Consider the following 16,597-nt stretch of genomic DNA (forward strand, 5'->3'; position numbering starts at 1 on the left):
CTCCTCCGGAGGACCCTCATGTCGTTCGATGACATCTCCGTGCTCTTGCTGTGGACCGCCATCGCGATCTACACGCTCGGCTTCCTCGCCTTCACGGTCGACCTCGCTCGGCGCTCCGAGCTCGCGATCAAGGCCCAGGACGCGCGGACCCAGGCGCGCACCCTCGTCGCCGCCGGCGGGGGGCAGACCATCGAGGACATCCGCGCCGAAGAGGCCGCAGCCAAGGTCGCCCTCGAGGCGGCGCCGTCGCAGCGCGGTCGGTACCTCTTCGCACGGCTCGGCGTCGTCCTGACGACGATCGCCTTCCTCTTCCACGTCGGAGCGGATGTCACCCGCGGAATCGCGGCGGGCCGCGTGCCGTGGTCGAACAACTACGAGTTCGCCCTCACCGGCACGATGCTCGTCGTGATGGTGTTCCTCACCGTGCTGGTCAAGTACGACCTGCGGTTCCTCGGCGCGTTCATCAACGGCCTCATCGTGGTCCTGCTCGGTGGCGCCGCGCTGGCGTACTACGTCGAGGTCGTGCCGCTGTCCGATCCGCTGAAGAGCGTCTGGCTCGTGATCCACGTGTTCGTCGCCTCGCTCGCCTCGGCGTTCTACGCGCTCGCGTTCGCGCTGTCGGTCGTGCAGCTGCTGCAGTCCCGACGGGAGCGCGTCGCGCTGGCCGCGGTGGGGACGGATGCCGCGCCCCGCACGCGGCTGCCGTTCCTGCGGACGCTGCCCAGTGCCGAGGTGCTCGAGTCGCTCGCCTACCGCTTCGCGATCATCGGCTTCGTGCTGTGGACCTTCACCCTCATCGCCGGCGCGATCTGGGCGAACGACGCGTGGGGCCGCTACTGGGGCTTCGACACGAAGGAGGTGTGGACCTTCGTGATCTGGGTGGTCTACGCCGGCTACATCCACGCGCGTGCGACGCGCGGCTGGCGCGGCACGCGCTCGGCCTGGCTGTCGATCGTCGGCTTCACCGCAGTGCTCTTCAACTTCACGATCGTGAACCAGTTCTTCCAGGGCCTGCACTCCTACAGCGGCCTGTCCAGCTGAGTCTCGTGACGCAGATCCCCGCCACCGTCGTGACCTACCCCGACGGGGAGGTCACCGGAACGGCCACCGTCGTGCATGCCGTGCCACTCGCCGACGGGCGGAGGGGCATCGTCCTCGATCGCACGCCGTTCCACCCCGTCGACACCGCCTGGCCCGATCAGCCGGCTGACGTCGGCGTGCTGCGTACGTCGGCCGGCGAGTTCCCCGTCGTCACCACCGTGACCGGCGGAGTCCACGAGGGCGACCTCGTCATCGGGCCGGACCTCCCGGTGCGCATGGGCACCGAGGGATGGACGTTCGTCGTCGTGCACGTCGTCGAGGGGCCGGCTCCCGTCGTCGGCGCGAGCGTCGCGGCGTTCGTCGATCCCGAGCTGCGCGCCGCGCTGTCCGCCGGGCACACCGCCTGCCACCTGGCATCCCTCGCCCTCGACGCCGCCCTCGCGGATGCGTGGACGAAGGACGTGCCGACGGATGCCGCCGGTCACCCCGCGTTCGACATGCTCGCGATCCAGACGTCCCGCATAGCGCCGTACGGCTCGGTCGACGTCTACCGCATCGGCAAGTCCCTGCGGAAGAAGGGCTTCGACACGAGCGCGCTCGGTGACCTCCGGGGGCTCGAGGCGCGCATCGAGGCGACGCTGGCGGGCTGGGCCGGGTCGAGCGGGGCCATCGGCATCCATCGCGACGACCACACGCTCGCCGGGCGCCGCTCGTGGCGCTGCGACCTGCCCGACGGCCTCGTCGAGATCCCGTGCGGCGGGACGCATCTGACGTCCCTCGCCCAGATCGGCGCGCTGACGGTCGCGCTCGACGCGAGCGAGGTGCCCGGCGGCATTCAGCTCACCATGACGACGTCGATCACACTCGCCGGCTGAGCCCCGCGCCCGCGCCGCGCGAGAGGGAGACCGGGCCAGGACCGGGCCCCGGAGCAGGCGCGTGCGCGCGCCTGCTCCGGACGGGATCAGGCGGGCTGCGTGAGCACGGCCCGGGCCGAGGTGGAACGGTGCCGCGCGACGGCGAGGATGCCGGCGGCGATCGCGACGAGCGTCCAGAGCACGAGTCCGACGGCTGCGGTCGCGCCGCCCCCGGCATCCGTCAGCGCCGCCAGCATCGACGTGTATGCCGGCGCCGTGGGCAGGAGGCCCGCGATGTCGAGCAGGGTGCCCGGCACCGTGGACACGATCCCGGTCGCCAGCGCCATGACGCCCACGAGGACCGACACCCAGCGGCCGATGCCGCCGAAGAGGGCCACGAGCGCGTGGTTGATCGCGGCGAAGGTGACACCGGCGAGCACGCACATGGCCGCGAAGAGCCACCACTGCTCGGCGTCGTACCCGGCCGCGAGCTGGACGACGGTGGCGACGAGAGCGCCCTGCAGGGCGCCGATCACGGCGCCCGGTGCGAGTGCGCGGAGCGCCAGGGCAGCCGAGGACCGTCGCGACGACAGCGCGGCCCGCGGGACCGCGCGCAGGACGACGAACGACGCGAGACCACCGAACCACAGCGCAAGGGTGGCGAGCAGCGGCACCGCGGATGCGCCGAACAGCGACGTGCCGGTGCCGTCGGCCACCACCGGATCGGCCACGATCGAGGCGAGATCTGCGGCTTCGTTCTTCGTGTAGGACGGCACGCCGTCGACGGCCTTGTCCAGTCCGCCGGCGAGGTCGTCGGTACCGGTCGCCAGCTTGCCGACACCGGTCGAGAGATCCCCGGCACCGCTGGCGAGCGCGTCGACACCGGCCGCGAGCTGGTCGCCACCGTCCGCCGCGGTACCTGCGCCCGCCGCGAGGTCGCGGGCACCCGTGGACAGCTGCCCCGCCCCCGCGGAGAGCTGATCCGCGCCGTCGGCCAGCTGACCCATCCCGCCGGCGAGCTGCTCCGCTGCGGCGGCCGAGGTGCGCAGGCCCTTCGTCAGGCTCGGACCGAAGTTCGCGAGCGCGTCGATGTTCTCGGCGAGCTTCTTCGAGTCGCCGACCGTGGCCTGCAGAGCCGGGAGAGCGGACTTCGCGTCGGCCGCGGCATCCGTCAGCTGGTCGCAGAGCTCCGCGCCGGCCTGCGCGGGCACGCACGACGTCGCCGCTGCCGACAGGGCGTCGATGATGCCGGTCACCGCCTCGCGGTTCTGCTCGCCGTCCGCGGTCAGAGCCTTGATGCCGTCGACGACATCGGAGGGGATCGCCGGGATCGCCGATGTCTGGTCGGCGGCCTGCGTCAGGCCCTCCGCGAGCTGCTGGGTGCCCTCGGCGATCGGTCGGGCACCGGCCGACCACTCGGAGAGGCCCTGCGAGGTGGCCGCGGCGCCGCCGGCCAGCTGGTTCGCACCGCTCTGCAGCTTGCGCAGGCCGTCGGCGAGCGAGTACCCGCCGTCGGCCGCGCTGGAGGCGCCGTCAGCGAGTTTCGCGGCGCCGTCGGCGGCCGCCTTCGCGCCGTCGGCGAGCTGCGTGGCGCCGTCGGCCGCGGTGCCCAGCTGCTCGTTCAGCGTCGTGAAGCCGAGGAACACGTTCTCGAGGTAGCCCGTCGTGAGTTGCTGACCGAGGACGGATGCCGCGGTCGAGGTCACCTGATTCGTGATGGCGTCGTCGACGATGCGGGCATCGGGCGAGGAGGTCAGCTCGATCGTCGCGCGCTCCGGGGTCTTGCCGGGAGCGGTCGAGGTCGCCGCTGCGGAGAAGTTCTTCGGGATGGTGACGATCGCGTCGTAGGTGCCGTCTTCAAGGCCTTCCTTGGCGTCCTCCGTGTTGGAGATCGTCCAGGTGAGGTTGCTGTCGAGCTCGTCCGAGCCTTCGACGAGTCCCGCGGTCAGGAGGCGCCCGAGGGGCGTGGTCTGTCCGTTCACCTCGACCGGCTCGTCGTTGTTCACGACCGCGGTGTTCAGTGCGTCGAGGCGCTCGGTGGGGTTGTAGAGAGCCGCCACGAGGAGGCCGCCGATGACGGCGGGCAGCAGGAGCACGCCGAGGAGCGTGAGCCACGAGATGGGGCGCCGAGTCTGCGCGCGTTCGATGGAGAGAGTCATGAGGGGGTCACCTGGGTGGGGGTGTCGACGGTGAGGGGGGTGGAGACGGCGAGCCGCAGGAGGTCGGGATCCGGTCGGTAGGCATCGGCGAGGATGCCGCGAGCCGATTCCGCGTCTCGGGCCGACGCGACGACGGTGAGGGCTCCGGCCTTGGCCGAGGCCGCGTTGGTCGCGTCGCGCAGGAGTGCGGCGGCCTGATCGCGCGCGGCGCCCGTGAGGGTGTCGAGGCCGACGATGACGACGAACCGGGTGCGGCCGGCCAGGGCGCGGCGGAGGTCGGCGAGCGGTGCGTCCGCGCCGGTGAGGTCGGCGACGGAGACGTGGGCACGCACCCACGCCGCACGGCCGGGCAGCAGGTGCCCCGACACGCGCAGCAGGCCGGAGGTCGGCGCGATGCGGCCGGCGACGGTCAGCAGGAACGCTCGTGCCGCGTGCGGGTCGGCGGCGGTGACGAGGAGCGTGCCGCCGTCGGCGACCCGAGCGTTCGCGCCGGAGAACAGGACCACGTCCGTGCCGGTCGATTCGGCCCGCACCTCGAGGTCGTCGGCAGCGAGCGCGCCGGTCCAGTCGGGCTCCGGCCACTCGGCGTGGGCGCGTTCGTGCTCGACCGCCTCGCCTTCGATGTCGACCTTGGGGAGCAGGCGTTCCAGCCAGCGCGGCATCCACCATGCCTTGTCACCCAGCAGCGCCATGACCGCGGGGGTCAGCGTCATGCGCACGAGGAAGGCGTCGACGGCGATGCCCACAGCGAGGCCCAGGGCGATCGGTTTGATCGAACTGTCACCCTCGGGGACGAACGCGGCGAAGACGGCGAACATGATGACGGCCGCAGCGACCACGACGCGCGCCGAGGCGGTGAATCCGGAGCGGACGGCGGCGATGGCGGTCTCTCGGTTCGCGCGGCCCCGGCGGGCGCGGACGGCGTGGACGAAGTCCTCCCGCATGCGCGAGACCAGGAAGACCTCGTAGTCCATCGCGAGGCCGAACAGGACGCCCATGAGGATGATCGGCATGAAGCTGATCACGGGACCGGTGCGCGTCACGTGCAGGAGGTCGGCGAGCCAGCCCCACTCGAAGACCGCGGCGACCGCGCCGAAGGCGGCCAGGATCGAGAGCAGGTAGCCGAGGGTCGCCTTGAGCGGCACCCAGATCGAGCGGAACACGATCATCAGCAGGATGAACGACAGACCGACGACGAAGATGCCGAAGGGCAGGAGCGCCGCGCCGAGACGGTCGGACACGTCGATGCCGACGGCGGTGAAGCCCGTCACCTTGAGGTCGACGCCGTACTTCTCCTGCCATTCGTCGTGGTGCGAGCGCAGCTCGCGGACGAGGTCGGCGGTCGCGGGGTCGTCGGGAGCCGTGGTCGGGACGATCTGGATGAGGCCGGTGTCGGCTGTCTCGTTCGGGGTGGCGAGGGCGACGCGCTCCACGCCGGGGATCGCCTCGACCTCCTTCTTGAGGTCGTCCATGAGACCGAGCGGGTCGGTCGAGGTCACGATCGTGCCGGTCATCACGAGCGGACCGTTCGACCCCGCGCCGAAGTACTCCGCGTTCAGGTCATAGGCCTGGCGGGCCTGGCTCGACGTCGGCTGGACACCGGCGTTGGGCAGGGCGAGATGCAGATTGGCCGACGGGATCGCCATGACGCCGAGGCCCACGACGACGGCGACGGTGGCGATGATCGGATGCCGCGTCACCAGCATCACCCAGCGGTTGGGTCGTGCGGGGGCGACGGGGCCGGCGGCGGGTGCGGGCTCCGGCTCAGGCGTCTCTTCGGTCTCGTCGGCCGCGTCGGCGTCGGAGCGGCGGCGGCGACGGGTCGGGATGCCGCGCTGCAGCGTCTTGCCTCCCCAGCCGACGACGCGACCCTTCGCGAAGCCGAGGAGCGCGGGGGTGAGGGTGACGGCGACCGCCACGGCGACCGCGACGGCGACGGCGGCGGCGATACCCATCGTCGAGAGGAACGGGATGCCGGCGATGCTGAGTCCGACGAGGGCGATCATGACCGTCACGCCGGCGAAGACCACGGCGGACCCTGCCGTGCCGACGGCGCGGGCGGCGGACTCCTCGGGGTCCATGCCGCCGCGGACCTGATCCTGGTGCCTCGACACGATGAACAGGGCGTAGTCGATGCCGACGGCGAGCCCCAGCATGACGGCGAGCATGGGCGTCGTCGACGAGATGGTCGTCACGGCCGTCGCGAGGAAGATGAGCGCGATGGCGAGCGCGACGCCGATGAGCGCGCTGACGAGCGGGAACCAGGCGACGGCGAACGAGCGGAACGTCACGATGAGGACGAAGAGGGCGACGAGCACGCCGATGACCTCGACGATCGACAGCGCCGGGATCGACGCGGCGAACAGATCTCCGCCGAGTGCGGACTGCGCGCCCTGGGGGAGCGCGTCGTGGAACTCGGCCGCGGTCTTCTCAACGGCCTCGACGGTGGCGTCGCTCACCTCGGTGGACTGGCCGTCGAACTGCATCTGCACGAGCGCCGCCCGGCTGTCGTCCGAGACGAGTCCGGTGACCATCTCGTCGAACGGCGAGGTCGCGGAGGTCACGCCGTCGATGTCGCCCAGGCGCGTCACGAGGTCGTCGATCTCGCCGCGGAGGGGCTGGTCCTCGACCGTCTCGCCCTCGGGGGCGACGACGATGAGCTGAGCGCTCGCGCCGCTGGCTTGCGGGAAGGTGCGGTTCAGCAGCTCGAGGCCCTGCTGAGCCTCCGTGCCGGGGATCGTGAAGGAGTTGTCGGTGCCCTTCATGAAGAGCGCGACGCCTCCGCCGATCATCCCGAGCAGCAGGATCCAGGCGACGAGCACGCGCCAGGAGTGCCGGTAGGCCCATCGGCCGAGGGTGAAGAGGATGGTGGACACAGGCGCTCCTGGATCAGAGTCGGACGGTTTCGATACAGCGCTGTATCCAATACACATGTGTATCGTAGACCCGCACACAGGTCGCAATCCTGAAGGGTGGGTGTGAGATGGCGCGAAGCCGCGAGAACACGCGAGCTCGCCTGCTCGACGCCGCACACGAGGTGTTCGCCGAGGTCGGCCTCGACGCGGCATCCGTCGAGACCATCTGCGAACGCGCGGGCTTCACTCGGGGCGCCTTCTACTCCAACTTCGAGTCGAAGGACGAGCTCTTCCTCGCCCTCATCACCCAGCTCTCCGAAGACAAGCTCGACGAGGTCTCGGTGCGCGTCAAGCGGCTCTCGGGCACCGACGATCCGCTCGATCTCGTCCGCCAGATCGCGACGATGTCGCTCGCCGAGCGGATGGAGCCCCAGCTGCTCAGCGAGGTCCGCACCCAGGCGCTTCGCGACCCTCGGCTGGCGGAGGCGTTCCTGGCCTGGCGGGCGCAGATGCTCGGGCGGATCGAGACCATCGTGCGCGAAGTGAGCGAGCGCCACGGGCTCCCGCTGCGGATGCCCGTCGCCGACGCCGCGCAATTGCTCCTGGACGTCTCGGAGCAGTGCAGCGTGCAGGCCGCGCTCGAGCGCCTGTCCGAGCGGCAGGCCAATCGGGCCATGCAGTCGCGACTCGAGCAGCTCGTTCCGCTGCTGGTCGGCTGATCCTCGCCCGCCGGCCGCTACGACGACTCGGCGAGGACGGCGTGGCAGCGCTCGAGGCGCGCGAGCCACCAGTCCCGGCGCTCCAGGGTCGCGGCGTGCGCGGCGAGGAGGGACGCGTCCGGGACGACCCGGCGCAGCGGCAGCGATCCGCCCCGCGGCCGCAGCGGCTCGTCGGTGACGTCGGCGGCGAGCAGCGACGCCGTGCCCAGTCCGCAGTCGAAGTCGAGGTCGGGGAGGGATGCCGCCAGGGCGACGCCCATCGCGAGGCCGACCGAGGTGTCGAGGGCGCTCGAGACGACGGCGGGGAGTCCCGCGTCGGCGACGACCGAGAGCGCGCGCCGCAGCCCGCCGAGCGGCTGGGCTTTGATCACGAGCAGGTCGGCCGCGCCCGCCCGTGCGACGGCGACCGGGTCGTCCGCCTTGCGGACGCTCTCGTCAGCGGCGATCGGGACGTCCATGTACCGGATGCGGCCGCGCAGTTCGGCGAGCTCGGTTACCGTCGCGCACGGCTGTTCGACGTACTCCAGGTCGAACTCGGCGAGAGCATGCACGGCGTGCTCGGCCTCGTCGAGGTTCCAGCCGCCGTTCGCGTCGACGCGGATGCGGCCCTCGGGGCCCATCGCCTCTCGGACGGCTCGCACGCGCGCCACGTCGTCGGCGAGCACCTGACCGGGTTCGGCGACCTTCACCTTGGCGGTGCGGCATCCGTCGAAGCGGGCCAGGATCCCAGGAACGGATGCCGCGGGCACGGCCGGCACCGTCGCGTTCACCGGGATCGCGTCGCGGACGGCACGAGGGGAGGGGCGCCAGCCGTACTCGATCGCCGCGGCCAACCAGACGGCCGACTCGACGTCGTCGTACTCCGTGAAGGGGGAGAACTCGGTCCATCCCTCCGGGCCCTCGAGCAGCAGGGCCTCACGGACGTCGATCCCGCGGAAGCGGGTTTGGAGAGGCAGCGACACCACGCGCGCCGTCGCGCGGAGGTCGGCGAGCGAGGGCAGGGACATGCCCCCATCCTGGCCTGCTCAGGCGCCGGCGCGCGTCTGGACCGCGGGTGGGTCGGCGGTCAGAGCCGGGTGTAGCGGGCGCGGAAGAACGCGTAGACGCCGTAGGCGATCCAGCCCGCACCGATCAAGCTCAGGACGACGACGCCTGCGGGGAGCCCCGCGAACGAGCGGAGGGCTCCGTCGAGTCCGCTCGATTTCTCGGGATCGTTCGTGACCGCACCGACGAGGAAGAGGACGCCGACGCCCGCGAAGGCGATGCCCCGGGCGACGTACCCGACGGTGCCGAGGATGCGGACCGAGCGCGCGGCGGTGCCACCGGGCATCGAGAGGTCGCGCTCGAAGCGGCGCGTGACGCCCTTGAACACGAGGTAGCCCGCGACGCCGATCAGGACCAGCCCGATCGCGACGACGAGGAAGACGCCCCCGGGGGTGGCGAGGAGGTCGGCCGTCAGCGACCGCGTCGAGTCGGACGAGTCGGCGGAACCACCCGCGGCGACCGTGCCGGCGGTGACGCCGAGGACGACGTAGACGACGCCCTTGACACCGTTCTTCACCATGTGGACGGCGCGATCGCGCCCGGAGTCGCTCGAGCGGTCGAGGAATGCGCTGAGGAGGTGCCAGAGGCCGAGCACGACGAGGCCCACGGCAGCCGCCCAGAGGAGGAAGACGCCGCCCGGGGCCGATGCCAGCTGCTGCAGGGCGCCGGACTGGTCGGCCGGCTCTCCGCCTCCTCGGCCGGTGGCGAGGGAGATGGCGATGACGCCGATGATGATGTGCACGACACCGCTGGCGGCGAAGCCGACGCGCGCGAGCGTACGCAGGGTTCGACTGTTCTTCGCCCCGTGCGCCGCATTCTTCGCCGATGAACTCATCGCGCCAGCCTAGCGACGGGCCGCGCGTCGGCCCCCTTCCTTGCAACGTTGTACAGTGACGCGGGGAGGGTCCATGTCGCCGACACTGCACGACGTCGCACGGATCGCCGGGGTGTCCATCAAGACGGTGTCGAATGTCATCAACGACCATCCGCACGTCCGCCCGGCGACACGCGAGCGCGTCGAGCGTGCGATCGCGGAGCTCGGCTACACCCCGAACCTCACCGCGCGCAATCTCCGAAGCGGCCGTACGGGGGCGATCGCCCTTGCCGTCCCCGACCTGGCGCTCAGCTACTTCGCGGAACTCGCCGGTCTCGTCATCGCCGAGGCCGAGCGCCGCGGCGTCGTGGTGCTCGTGGAGCAGACCGGCGGCGACCGCGACCGCGAGTTCGACCTGCTGCGCAGTCCCCGCCTCAAGCTCACGGACGGTCTCATCTTCAGTCCGCTCGGCATGGGCCAGGACGACGGGGACAGGCTGCGGGTGCCCTACCCGATGGTCCTCCTGGGCGAGCGCGTGTTCGACGGTCCCGTCGATCACGTCACGATGCAGAACGTCGACGCCGCGCGGGCGGCGACCGAGCACCTCATCGCGGGCGGGCGTCGACGGATCGCCGTCGTGGGCGCGCACGACGGCGAGGTGATCGGTTCGGCAGGACTCCGGCTGAAGGGCTACCGCGAGGCGCTGGATGCCGCCGGCATCCCTTTCGACCCGCAGCTGATCGGCTCGACCACCATGTGGCATCGCTCGAACGGGGCGCGGACGATGCACGAACTCATCGATCGGGGCGTCGAGTTCGACGCGGTGTTCGGGCTCAACGACACGCTCGCTCTCGGCGCGATGCGCGTGCTGCAGGAGAGCGGCCGCCGGGTGCCGGACGACGTCGCCGTGGTCGGCTTCGACGACCTGGACGAGGCGCAGTACTCGATCCCCTCGCTCACGACGATCGATCCCGGTCAGCAGTGGATCGCGCGGACCGCGGTCGAGACGCTCCTCGCCCGTATCGCGGCGCCGGCTCCCGACGCCGCGCCGGAGCTCCTGCTCGCCGACTTCCACCTCGCCGTGCGAGAGTCCGCGCCGTTACCGTGACGTCGCTTGACAGTCGGGGTCGCCGACGGCATCATCACTTTTACAACGTTTACTTCTAACGTTGTAAAAGCGAGTGCAACGCGGCACCCCGTGCATCGACGCACCTGCATCCGTCTCCGTTCGACACCGGTGTCCACACCGCGAGAGGAAGCTCACAGCTCATGAAGTCCAAGGTCATCGCCGGCGCCGGCATCGCCGTCGTCGCCGCAGCCGCCCTCACCGGATGCTCCGGTGGCGGCGCCACGGCAGAGTCGTGCACCAACAAGATCGTCAACCCGGATGCGACCCAGGTGTCGGTCTGGGCCTGGTACCCCTCCTTCGAGGAGGTCGTCGACCTCTTCAACGAGAAGCACGACGACGTTCAGATCTGCTGGACCAACGCGGGTCAGGGCAACGACGAGTACACGAAGTTCTCCACGGCGATCGAATCCGGTAGCGGGGCGCCCGACGTCATCATGCTCGAGTCCGAGGTCCTCTCGAGCTTCGCCATCCGCGACTCGCTGGTCGACCTCTCGGAGTACGGCGCGGGAGACGTGAAGGACGACTACACCGAGGGCGCCTGGAAGGACGTCTCCAGCGGCGACGCCGTCTACGCGATCCCGGTCGACGGCGGCCCCATGGGCATGCTCTATCGCCAGGACATCCTCGACGAGTACGGCATCAAGCCGCCCACCACGTGGGATGAGTTCGCCGCGGCGGCGCAGAAGCTGAAGGACGAGGGTGCGCCGGGCGTGCTCGCCAACTTCCCGCCCAACGGACGCGCATTCACTCAGGCCCTCTTCGCCCAGGCCGGCTCCGTCCCGTTCACCTACGACAGCGCCTCCCCGCAGGAGATCGGCATCGACGTCGCCGACCAGGGCTCGAAGGACGTGCTCGCCTTCTGGCAGGACCTCGCCGACAAGGGCCTCGTCGCCGTCGACGAGGCGTTCACGGCCGACTACAACACGAAGCTCGTCGACGGCTCGTACGCGATCTACGTCGCGGCGGCCTGGGGCCCCGGCTACCTGCAGGGGCTCGAAGGGTCCGACGAGGGCGCCGTCTGGCGTGCCGCACCCGTGCCGCAGTGGGATGCCGCGAACCCGGTGCAGATCAACTGGGGCGGCTCGACGTTCGCTGTGACCTCCCAGGCCGATGACAAGGAGGCGGCGGCCACCGTCGCCAAGGAGATCTTCGGCACCGAAGAGGCGTGGAAGATCGGCATCGAGAAGGCCGCGCTCTTCCCGCTCTGGAAGCCCATCCTCGAATCGGACTACTTCCGCGACCTGGAGTACCCGTTCTTCGGCGGGCAGCAGATCAACAAGGACGTCTTCCTGCCGGCGGCATCCGGGTACTCGGGCTTCACGTTCAGTCCGTTCCAGAACTACGCCTACGACCAGTTGCAGGAGGAGGTGACCGCGGTCGTCGTCGACAAGAACAAGGATGCCGCGCCCGCCCTCGACGACCTGCAGGCCACGCTCGAGAAGTACGCCACCGAACAGGGCTTCACGCTCACTGATTGACGCGCGGCGGGGGCCGGTTCGACCGGCCCCCGCCCCTTCCCGGAAGCGACACCATGACCACTCAGGTACTCGAGCGGCCCGCGCCGCCGCGCCGCCGCAGCGGTATCCAGCGACGTCAGCAGGTCGGTTGGCTGTTCATCACGCCGTTCCTCGTCGTCTTCGCCGCGTTCCTCGTCTTCCCCCTCATCTACGCATTCGGGATGAGCCTGTTCAGCTCGACGCTGGCCACGGGGACGAAGTTCGTCGGCATCGACAACTATGTGAAGGCGTTCACCGACCCGCTGTTCCTCGGCGGACTCGGACGCGTGATCCTCTTCGCGCTCGTCATGATCCCGGCGCAGCTGCTCGTCGCGATCGTCGCGGCGCTGGTCCTCGACTCGCTCACCACGTGGGTGTCGAAGCTGTCACGCTTGCTGATCTTCGCGCCCTACGCGATCCCGGTCGTCATCGGCGCACTCATGTGGAGCTTCCTCTACAGCCCCCGCTTCGGCCCGGGCGCGACGATTTTCGGGATCTTCGGACTCGAGGCGCCGAACTTCCTCTCCAGCGATTCGATCTTCTTCAGCCTCGTCAACGTCGTCACGTGGCAGTGGGCCGGGTACTACATGATCGTGGTCTACGCGGCGCTGCGCGCGATCGATCCCGCCGTGTACGAGGCGGCCCGCATCGACGGCGCCAACGGGTTCCAGATCGCCACGCGGATCAAGGTGCCGATGATCTCGTCCTCGATGGTCATGGTCATCACCTTCGCGCTGATCGGCACGCTGCAGTTCTTCACCGAGCCGACCGTCCTCCGCTCGATCGCCTCGGGCGCACTGCCCGCCGACTACACCCCGAACATGTACGCCTACGCGCTGGCCTTCAGCTACAGCCAGTTCAACTACGCGTCGACGATCGCCTTCTCGCTCGGCGTGCTCGTGTTCATCGGCTCGTTCGGCTTCCTCTTCCTCACCCGCAAGCAGAACGGACTGAAGTGATGTCCGCCCTCCCCACCACGGCGTCGGTCTCGGACGAGGCCCACACGACGGTCACCGGCATCCCCTCGCGCAAGAACCGCTCGGCGGGCCGGCCCCGCGGCCAGCGCCGCATCGGCTCGCACGTGCTGCTGATCATCCTCGCGATCTACTTCGTCATCCCGATCTGGTGGCTCTTCGTCGCCGCGACGAAGGACACCGGCGGGCTCTTCTCGAGCTCGGCGTTCTGGTTCGACCAGCCCGGCGACTTCTTCACCAACATCCAGGGGCTGTTCACCCACCAGGGCGGCATCTACTGGCGCTGGCTCGGCAACTCGTTCCTGTACGCGTTCGTCTCCGGGCTCGGTGCGACCGTCGTCGCCGTCCTCGCCGGATACGGGTTCGCGAAGTATCAGTTCCGGGGCCGCGGCGTCGTCTTCGGGATGATCCTCGGTTCGGTGATGGTGCCGCTCACCGCGCTCGTCATCCCGACCTTCATGCTGCTCAGCCAGTACGGCCTGATCAACACCCCGTGGGCGGTCATCCTGCCGTCGCTGCTGAACCCGTTCGGCGTCTACCTCATGCGCGTCTACACGCAGGATGCCGTCCCCGACGAGCTGCTCGAGGCGGCACGCATCGACGGCGCCGGGGAGTGGCGCACGTTCCGCACGATCGTCGTGCCGCTGCTGCGCCCTGCGATCGTCACGGTCCTGCTGCTGTCGGTCGTCGGCACCTGGAACAACTTCTTCCTGCCGCTGGCCGTCCTCACCGACCCGCAGCTGCTGCCGGTCACGGTCGGCCTCAACCGGTGGTTGGCGCTGTCGAACGCGGGCGCCGGCGGCGAGCAGGTCTGGAACCTGATCACCTCGGGCGCCTTCATCTCGGTCCTTCCGCTCCTGCTGTCGTTCCTGTTCCTGCAGCGGTACTGGCAGGGCGGTCTCGCCCTCGGGTCGGTCAAGTGACCGCCCCGCATCCCTCGTCCTCCCTCGAAACAGAAAGCATCTCTATGCCCAGCGCACGTCTCACCGTCGATCCCGCCTTCGCGATCGGCGATGTCCGTCGAAAGCTCTTCGGGGGCTTCGTCGAGCACCTCGGCCGCCACGTCTACGACGGCATCTACGAGCCCCGTCACGAGAGTGCGGATGCCGAGGGTTTCCGCACCGACGTCATCGACCTCGTCAAGGAGCTCGGGGTCGACACGATCCGCTATCCCGGCGGCAACTTCGTGTCGGGCTTCCGCTGGGAGGACTCGGTCGGACCGGTCTCCGAGCGTCCGCGTCGGCTCGACCTGGCCTGGCACTCGACGGAGACGAACGAGGTCGGCCTGCACGAGTTCTCGTCGTGGCTCGAGAAGGTCGGCAGCGACCTCATGATGGCGGTCAACCTCGGCACCCGCGGGACGCTCGAGGCGATCGACCTGCTCGAGTACTCCAACATCCGCTCGGGGACCGCGCTCAGCGACCGGCGCATCGCCAACGGTCGCACGGAGCCGTTCGGCGTCCGCATGTGGTGCCTCGGCAACGAGATGGACGGTCCCTGGCAGCTGGGGCACCGCTCCGCCGACGACTACGGCAAGATCGCGTCGCAGACGGCGAAGGGGATGCGGCAGCTCGACCCCGACATCCAGCTCGTCGTGTGCGGGTCCTCCAGCGCCCACATGCCGACGTTCGGTGAGTGGGAGCGGGTCGTGCTGACGCACACCTACGACGATGTCGACCTGATCTCGTGCCACGCCTACTACGAGGAGAGGGACGGCGATGTCGACAGCTTCCTCGCCTCGGCCGTCGACATGGACGGCTTCATCGAGAAGGTCGTCGCGACCGCCGACCACGTCGGCGCGGTGCGGGGATCGTCGAAGAAGATCGACATCTCGTTCGATGAGTGGAACGTCTGGTACATCGACCGTTTCCACGGCGTCGACAAGATCGAGGGCATCGACAACTGGCCGGTGGCGCCGCGCCTGCTCGAGGACTCGTACTCGGTGCTCGACGCCGTCGTCTTCGGCAACCTGATGATCTCGCTCCTCAAGCACGCCGACCGCGTGGCGAGTGCGTCGCTGGCCCAGCTCGTCAACGTCATCGCGCCGATCATGACCGAGCCCGGCGGGCCGGCCTGGCGCCAGACGACGTTCTTCCCGTTCTCGATCACGTCGCGTCTGGCGAAGGGTGCCGCGCTGCGCGTGAAGCTCGAGTCGCCGACCCACACGACGGCGGTGTACGGCGAGGTGCCCCTCGTCGACGCCGTCGCGACGCACGATGCCGAGGCCGGCCGCAGCGCGTTGTTCCTCGTGAACCGGAGCACGACCGAGTCGATCGAGGTCTTGGTCGACGTCGCGGCGCTCGGCGACCTCTCGGTCCTCGAGACGCACACGCTCACCGACGACGACATCAACGCGAAGAACACCCTCGCCGACCGCGAGCGCGTCGCCCCGCGGCCCAACGAATCGGTCCGCGTCGAGGACGGCACACTCACGATCACGCTGCCGCCGGTGTCGTGGACGGCGGTCGCGCTCGGCTGAGCCGGTTCCAGGCGGCATCCGTCCCGCAGTGAGACGGATGCCGCCTGTGCGACACTCTCGGGCGAGGGGGTCGAGATGAAGCCTGCGGTGGTGGTGGTCGTCCTGGTGCTGGCCGCGGCGTCGCTCACGGGATGCAGCTCGCAGTCGTGTGCCTCGTGGGCGTCCTACTCCTCCGATGAGGAGCGCGCTCGTGACGCAGATGCGGTCGTCGTCACCGATGGCGTCGAGTCGGACGGAACGACGAACATCCTGGGATTCGACGCGAACGCGTACCGGGTCACCATCGCCGAGGCGGAGAAGGGCGACGTCGTGATGGGTGAGGTGATCCGCGTCGGCTCGACCGCCGACGACTGCTCGGACGCGCCCTACGGGTCGCGGGACCCGCTCCTGCAGGAGGGTCCGCTGCGCCTGTTCCTGCATCAGGACGAGAGCGGGCTGCGCACCCTCACACCCTTCGACGGGGTGCGGCCCGCCTCATGAGGGTCGTCTTCCACCAGCGGGTCGATCTCGTGGGCGAGGTGCTCGTCCCGGCATCCGATCTGGCGGACATCGACCCCGCGGGCTACGCGCGGGCGATGTCGAAGTACGACGACACTCCCGAGAGGCAGCGCCTGAAGGCGACGGAGATCCCCGGGCTCGCGCGGACGTGGACCGAGGTCGTGTTCCTGAGCCCGGTCCACCCGCACGCGATCTGGCGGGCGTGGCGCGAGATCCGCGGCAAAGAGCTCCCGCGGGCGGAGTTCTGGGCGATCCCGGCGGACGACCTGCCGCACGGGACGGTGGTCCTCGACCGGACCGTCTCGGCGGTGGGCGACCCCCTCGACCCGGCAGAGGTCGCGCGGTTCGATCCGGCGTCGTTCACGACGGCCACCGAAGTACCCGCCGCGAACCGGGCGTGGCTGGAAGAGATGGTCCGCCGCGGCGTCAGCGGAGCGTGGTTCCACGGCATCCCGCACGTCCTCGCTCCCGGCGCCGTGCCGGTCCGCGGCGCCCGCGTGATCGGGTGGGAAGAGCCGGTCTGATCCGGAGTCGG

14 protein-coding genes are annotated in these 16,597 nt (G+C 70.1%); 10 read left to right on the forward strand and 4 right to left on the reverse strand.

Annotated features, from left to right (window positions below; all coding sequences use genetic code 11):
* Nucleotides 1–18: 18 nt before the first annotated feature.
* On the forward strand, nucleotides 19–1,041 hold the full coding sequence (gene ccsB / locus ABCU91_RS05610) for a c-type cytochrome biogenesis protein CcsB (RefSeq protein ID WP_091351769.1): 1,023 nt from the start codon (nucleotides 19–21) through the stop codon (nucleotides 1,039–1,041).
* A 5-nt stretch (nucleotides 1,042–1,046) separates the two neighbouring features.
* Nucleotides 1,047–1,916, forward strand: a complete 870-nt coding sequence (locus tag ABCU91_RS05615; RefSeq protein ID WP_413355110.1) for a metal-dependent hydrolase — start codon at nucleotides 1,047–1,049, stop codon at nucleotides 1,914–1,916.
* Between the two features lie 86 nt (nucleotides 1,917–2,002).
* On the opposite strand, the gene ABCU91_RS05620 is transcribed toward ABCU91_RS05615, so the two are convergent.
* Both ABCU91_RS05620 and ABCU91_RS05625 read right to left on the reverse strand, forming a co-directional pair.
* A complete protein-coding gene (locus ABCU91_RS05620; protein WP_413355111.1) occupies nucleotides 2,003–4,054 on the reverse strand; it encodes a YhgE/Pip family protein in 2,052 nt (683 codons plus the stop codon).
* Nucleotides 4,051–6,930: an efflux RND transporter permease subunit gene (locus ABCU91_RS05625; protein ID WP_413355112.1), complete on the reverse strand. Its 2,880-nt coding sequence runs from the start codon at nucleotides 6,928–6,930 to the stop codon at nucleotides 4,051–4,053. Before ABCU91_RS05625 ends, ABCU91_RS05620 begins: the two co-directional genes overlap by 4 nt.
* 107 nt (nucleotides 6,931–7,037) lie before the next feature.
* On the opposite strand from ABCU91_RS05625, the gene ABCU91_RS05630 reads away from it, so the two are divergent.
* Nucleotides 7,038–7,628 carry a TetR/AcrR family transcriptional regulator gene (locus ABCU91_RS05630; protein ID WP_406922566.1) on the forward strand — a complete coding sequence of 197 codons (591 nt, stop codon included), beginning with the start codon at nucleotides 7,038–7,040 and terminating at the stop codon, nucleotides 7,626–7,628.
* A 17-nt stretch (nucleotides 7,629–7,645) separates the two neighbouring features.
* Here the strand turns inward: ABCU91_RS05630 and ABCU91_RS05635 are convergent, their stop codons facing one another.
* Together ABCU91_RS05635 and ABCU91_RS05640 are read right to left on the reverse strand one after the other, a co-directional pair.
* Complete coding sequence (locus ABCU91_RS05635; RefSeq protein WP_413355113.1) at nucleotides 7,646–8,635, reverse strand: o-succinylbenzoate synthase; 990 nt, start codon at nucleotides 8,633–8,635, stop codon at nucleotides 7,646–7,648.
* Nucleotides 8,636–8,694: 59 nt separating this feature from the next.
* Nucleotides 8,695–9,507 carry a DUF1206 domain-containing protein gene (locus ABCU91_RS05640; RefSeq protein WP_413355114.1) on the reverse strand — a complete coding sequence of 271 codons (813 nt, stop codon included), beginning with the start codon at nucleotides 9,505–9,507 and terminating at the stop codon, nucleotides 8,695–8,697.
* 73 nt (nucleotides 9,508–9,580) lie between these two features.
* Between ABCU91_RS05640 and ABCU91_RS05645 the strand changes: the two genes are divergently transcribed.
* The 7 genes from ABCU91_RS05645 to ABCU91_RS05675 all read left to right on the forward strand — a co-directional run bounded on the left by ABCU91_RS05645 (nucleotide 9,581) and on the right by ABCU91_RS05675 (nucleotide 16,586).
* Nucleotides 9,581–10,594, forward strand: coding sequence for a LacI family DNA-binding transcriptional regulator (locus ABCU91_RS05645; RefSeq protein ID WP_413355115.1), 1,014 nt, complete (start codon nucleotides 9,581–9,583; stop codon nucleotides 10,592–10,594).
* A gap of 161 nt (nucleotides 10,595–10,755) precedes the next feature.
* A complete protein-coding gene (locus ABCU91_RS05650; protein ID WP_406922562.1) occupies nucleotides 10,756–12,093 on the forward strand; it encodes an ABC transporter substrate-binding protein in 1,338 nt (445 codons plus the stop codon).
* A gap of 53 nt (nucleotides 12,094–12,146) precedes the next feature.
* Nucleotides 12,147–13,070, forward strand: a complete 924-nt coding sequence (locus ABCU91_RS05655) for a carbohydrate ABC transporter permease (protein WP_091351778.1) — start codon at nucleotides 12,147–12,149, stop codon at nucleotides 13,068–13,070.
* Nucleotides 13,070–14,008: a carbohydrate ABC transporter permease gene (locus tag ABCU91_RS05660; RefSeq protein ID WP_406922560.1), complete on the forward strand. Its 939-nt coding sequence runs from the start codon at nucleotides 13,070–13,072 to the stop codon at nucleotides 14,006–14,008. Before ABCU91_RS05655 ends, ABCU91_RS05660 begins: the two co-directional genes overlap by 1 nt.
* Nucleotides 14,009–14,052: 44 nt before the next feature.
* The gene (locus tag ABCU91_RS05665; protein WP_413355116.1) at nucleotides 14,053–15,564 is read left to right on the forward strand and encodes an alpha-N-arabinofuranosidase; all 1,512 of its coding nucleotides are present in this window, start codon (nucleotides 14,053–14,055) and stop codon (nucleotides 15,562–15,564) included.
* Nucleotides 15,565–15,639: 75 nt separating this feature from the next.
* On the forward strand, nucleotides 15,640–16,044 hold the full coding sequence (locus ABCU91_RS05670; RefSeq protein WP_413355117.1) for a hypothetical protein: 405 nt from the start codon (nucleotides 15,640–15,642) through the stop codon (nucleotides 16,042–16,044).
* Nucleotides 16,041–16,586: a hypothetical protein gene (locus ABCU91_RS05675; protein ID WP_413355118.1), complete on the forward strand. Its 546-nt coding sequence runs from the start codon at nucleotides 16,041–16,043 to the stop codon at nucleotides 16,584–16,586. Before ABCU91_RS05670 ends, ABCU91_RS05675 begins: the two co-directional genes overlap by 4 nt.
* Nucleotides 16,587–16,597 lie beyond the last annotated feature (11 nt).

The organism is Microbacterium phoenicis (assembly GCF_047302325.1).
Taxonomy (GTDB): Bacteria; Actinomycetota; Actinomycetes; order Actinomycetales; family Microbacteriaceae; genus Microbacterium.

Coding starts and splice junctions, on each gene's coding strand:
- ccsB (WP_091351769.1), top strand. CDS start 19: ATGTCGTTCGATGACATCTCCGTGCTCTTGCTGTGGACCGCCATCGCG.
- ABCU91_RS05620 (WP_413355111.1), bottom strand. CDS start 4,054: ATGACTCTCTCCATCGAACGCGCGCAGACTCGGCGCCCCATCTCGTGG.
- ABCU91_RS05630 (WP_406922566.1), top strand. CDS start 7,038: ATGGCGCGAAGCCGCGAGAACACGCGAGCTCGCCTGCTCGACGCCGCA.
- ABCU91_RS05635 (WP_413355113.1), bottom strand. CDS start 8,635: ATGTCCCTGCCCTCGCTCGCCGACCTCCGCGCGACGGCGCGCGTGGTG.
- ABCU91_RS05640 (WP_413355114.1), bottom strand. CDS start 9,507: ATGAGTTCATCGGCGAAGAATGCGGCGCACGGGGCGAAGAACAGTCGA.
- ABCU91_RS05645 (WP_413355115.1), top strand. CDS start 9,581: ATGTCGCCGACACTGCACGACGTCGCACGGATCGCCGGGGTGTCCATC.
- ABCU91_RS05650 (WP_406922562.1), top strand. CDS start 10,756: ATGAAGTCCAAGGTCATCGCCGGCGCCGGCATCGCCGTCGTCGCCGCA.
- ABCU91_RS05655 (WP_091351778.1), top strand. CDS start 12,147: ATGACCACTCAGGTACTCGAGCGGCCCGCGCCGCCGCGCCGCCGCAGC.
- ABCU91_RS05660 (WP_406922560.1), top strand. CDS start 13,070: ATGTCCGCCCTCCCCACCACGGCGTCGGTCTCGGACGAGGCCCACACG.
- ABCU91_RS05665 (WP_413355116.1), top strand. CDS start 14,053: ATGCCCAGCGCACGTCTCACCGTCGATCCCGCCTTCGCGATCGGCGAT.
- ABCU91_RS05670 (WP_413355117.1), top strand. CDS start 15,640: ATGAAGCCTGCGGTGGTGGTGGTCGTCCTGGTGCTGGCCGCGGCGTCG.
- ABCU91_RS05675 (WP_413355118.1), top strand. CDS start 16,041: ATGAGGGTCGTCTTCCACCAGCGGGTCGATCTCGTGGGCGAGGTGCTC.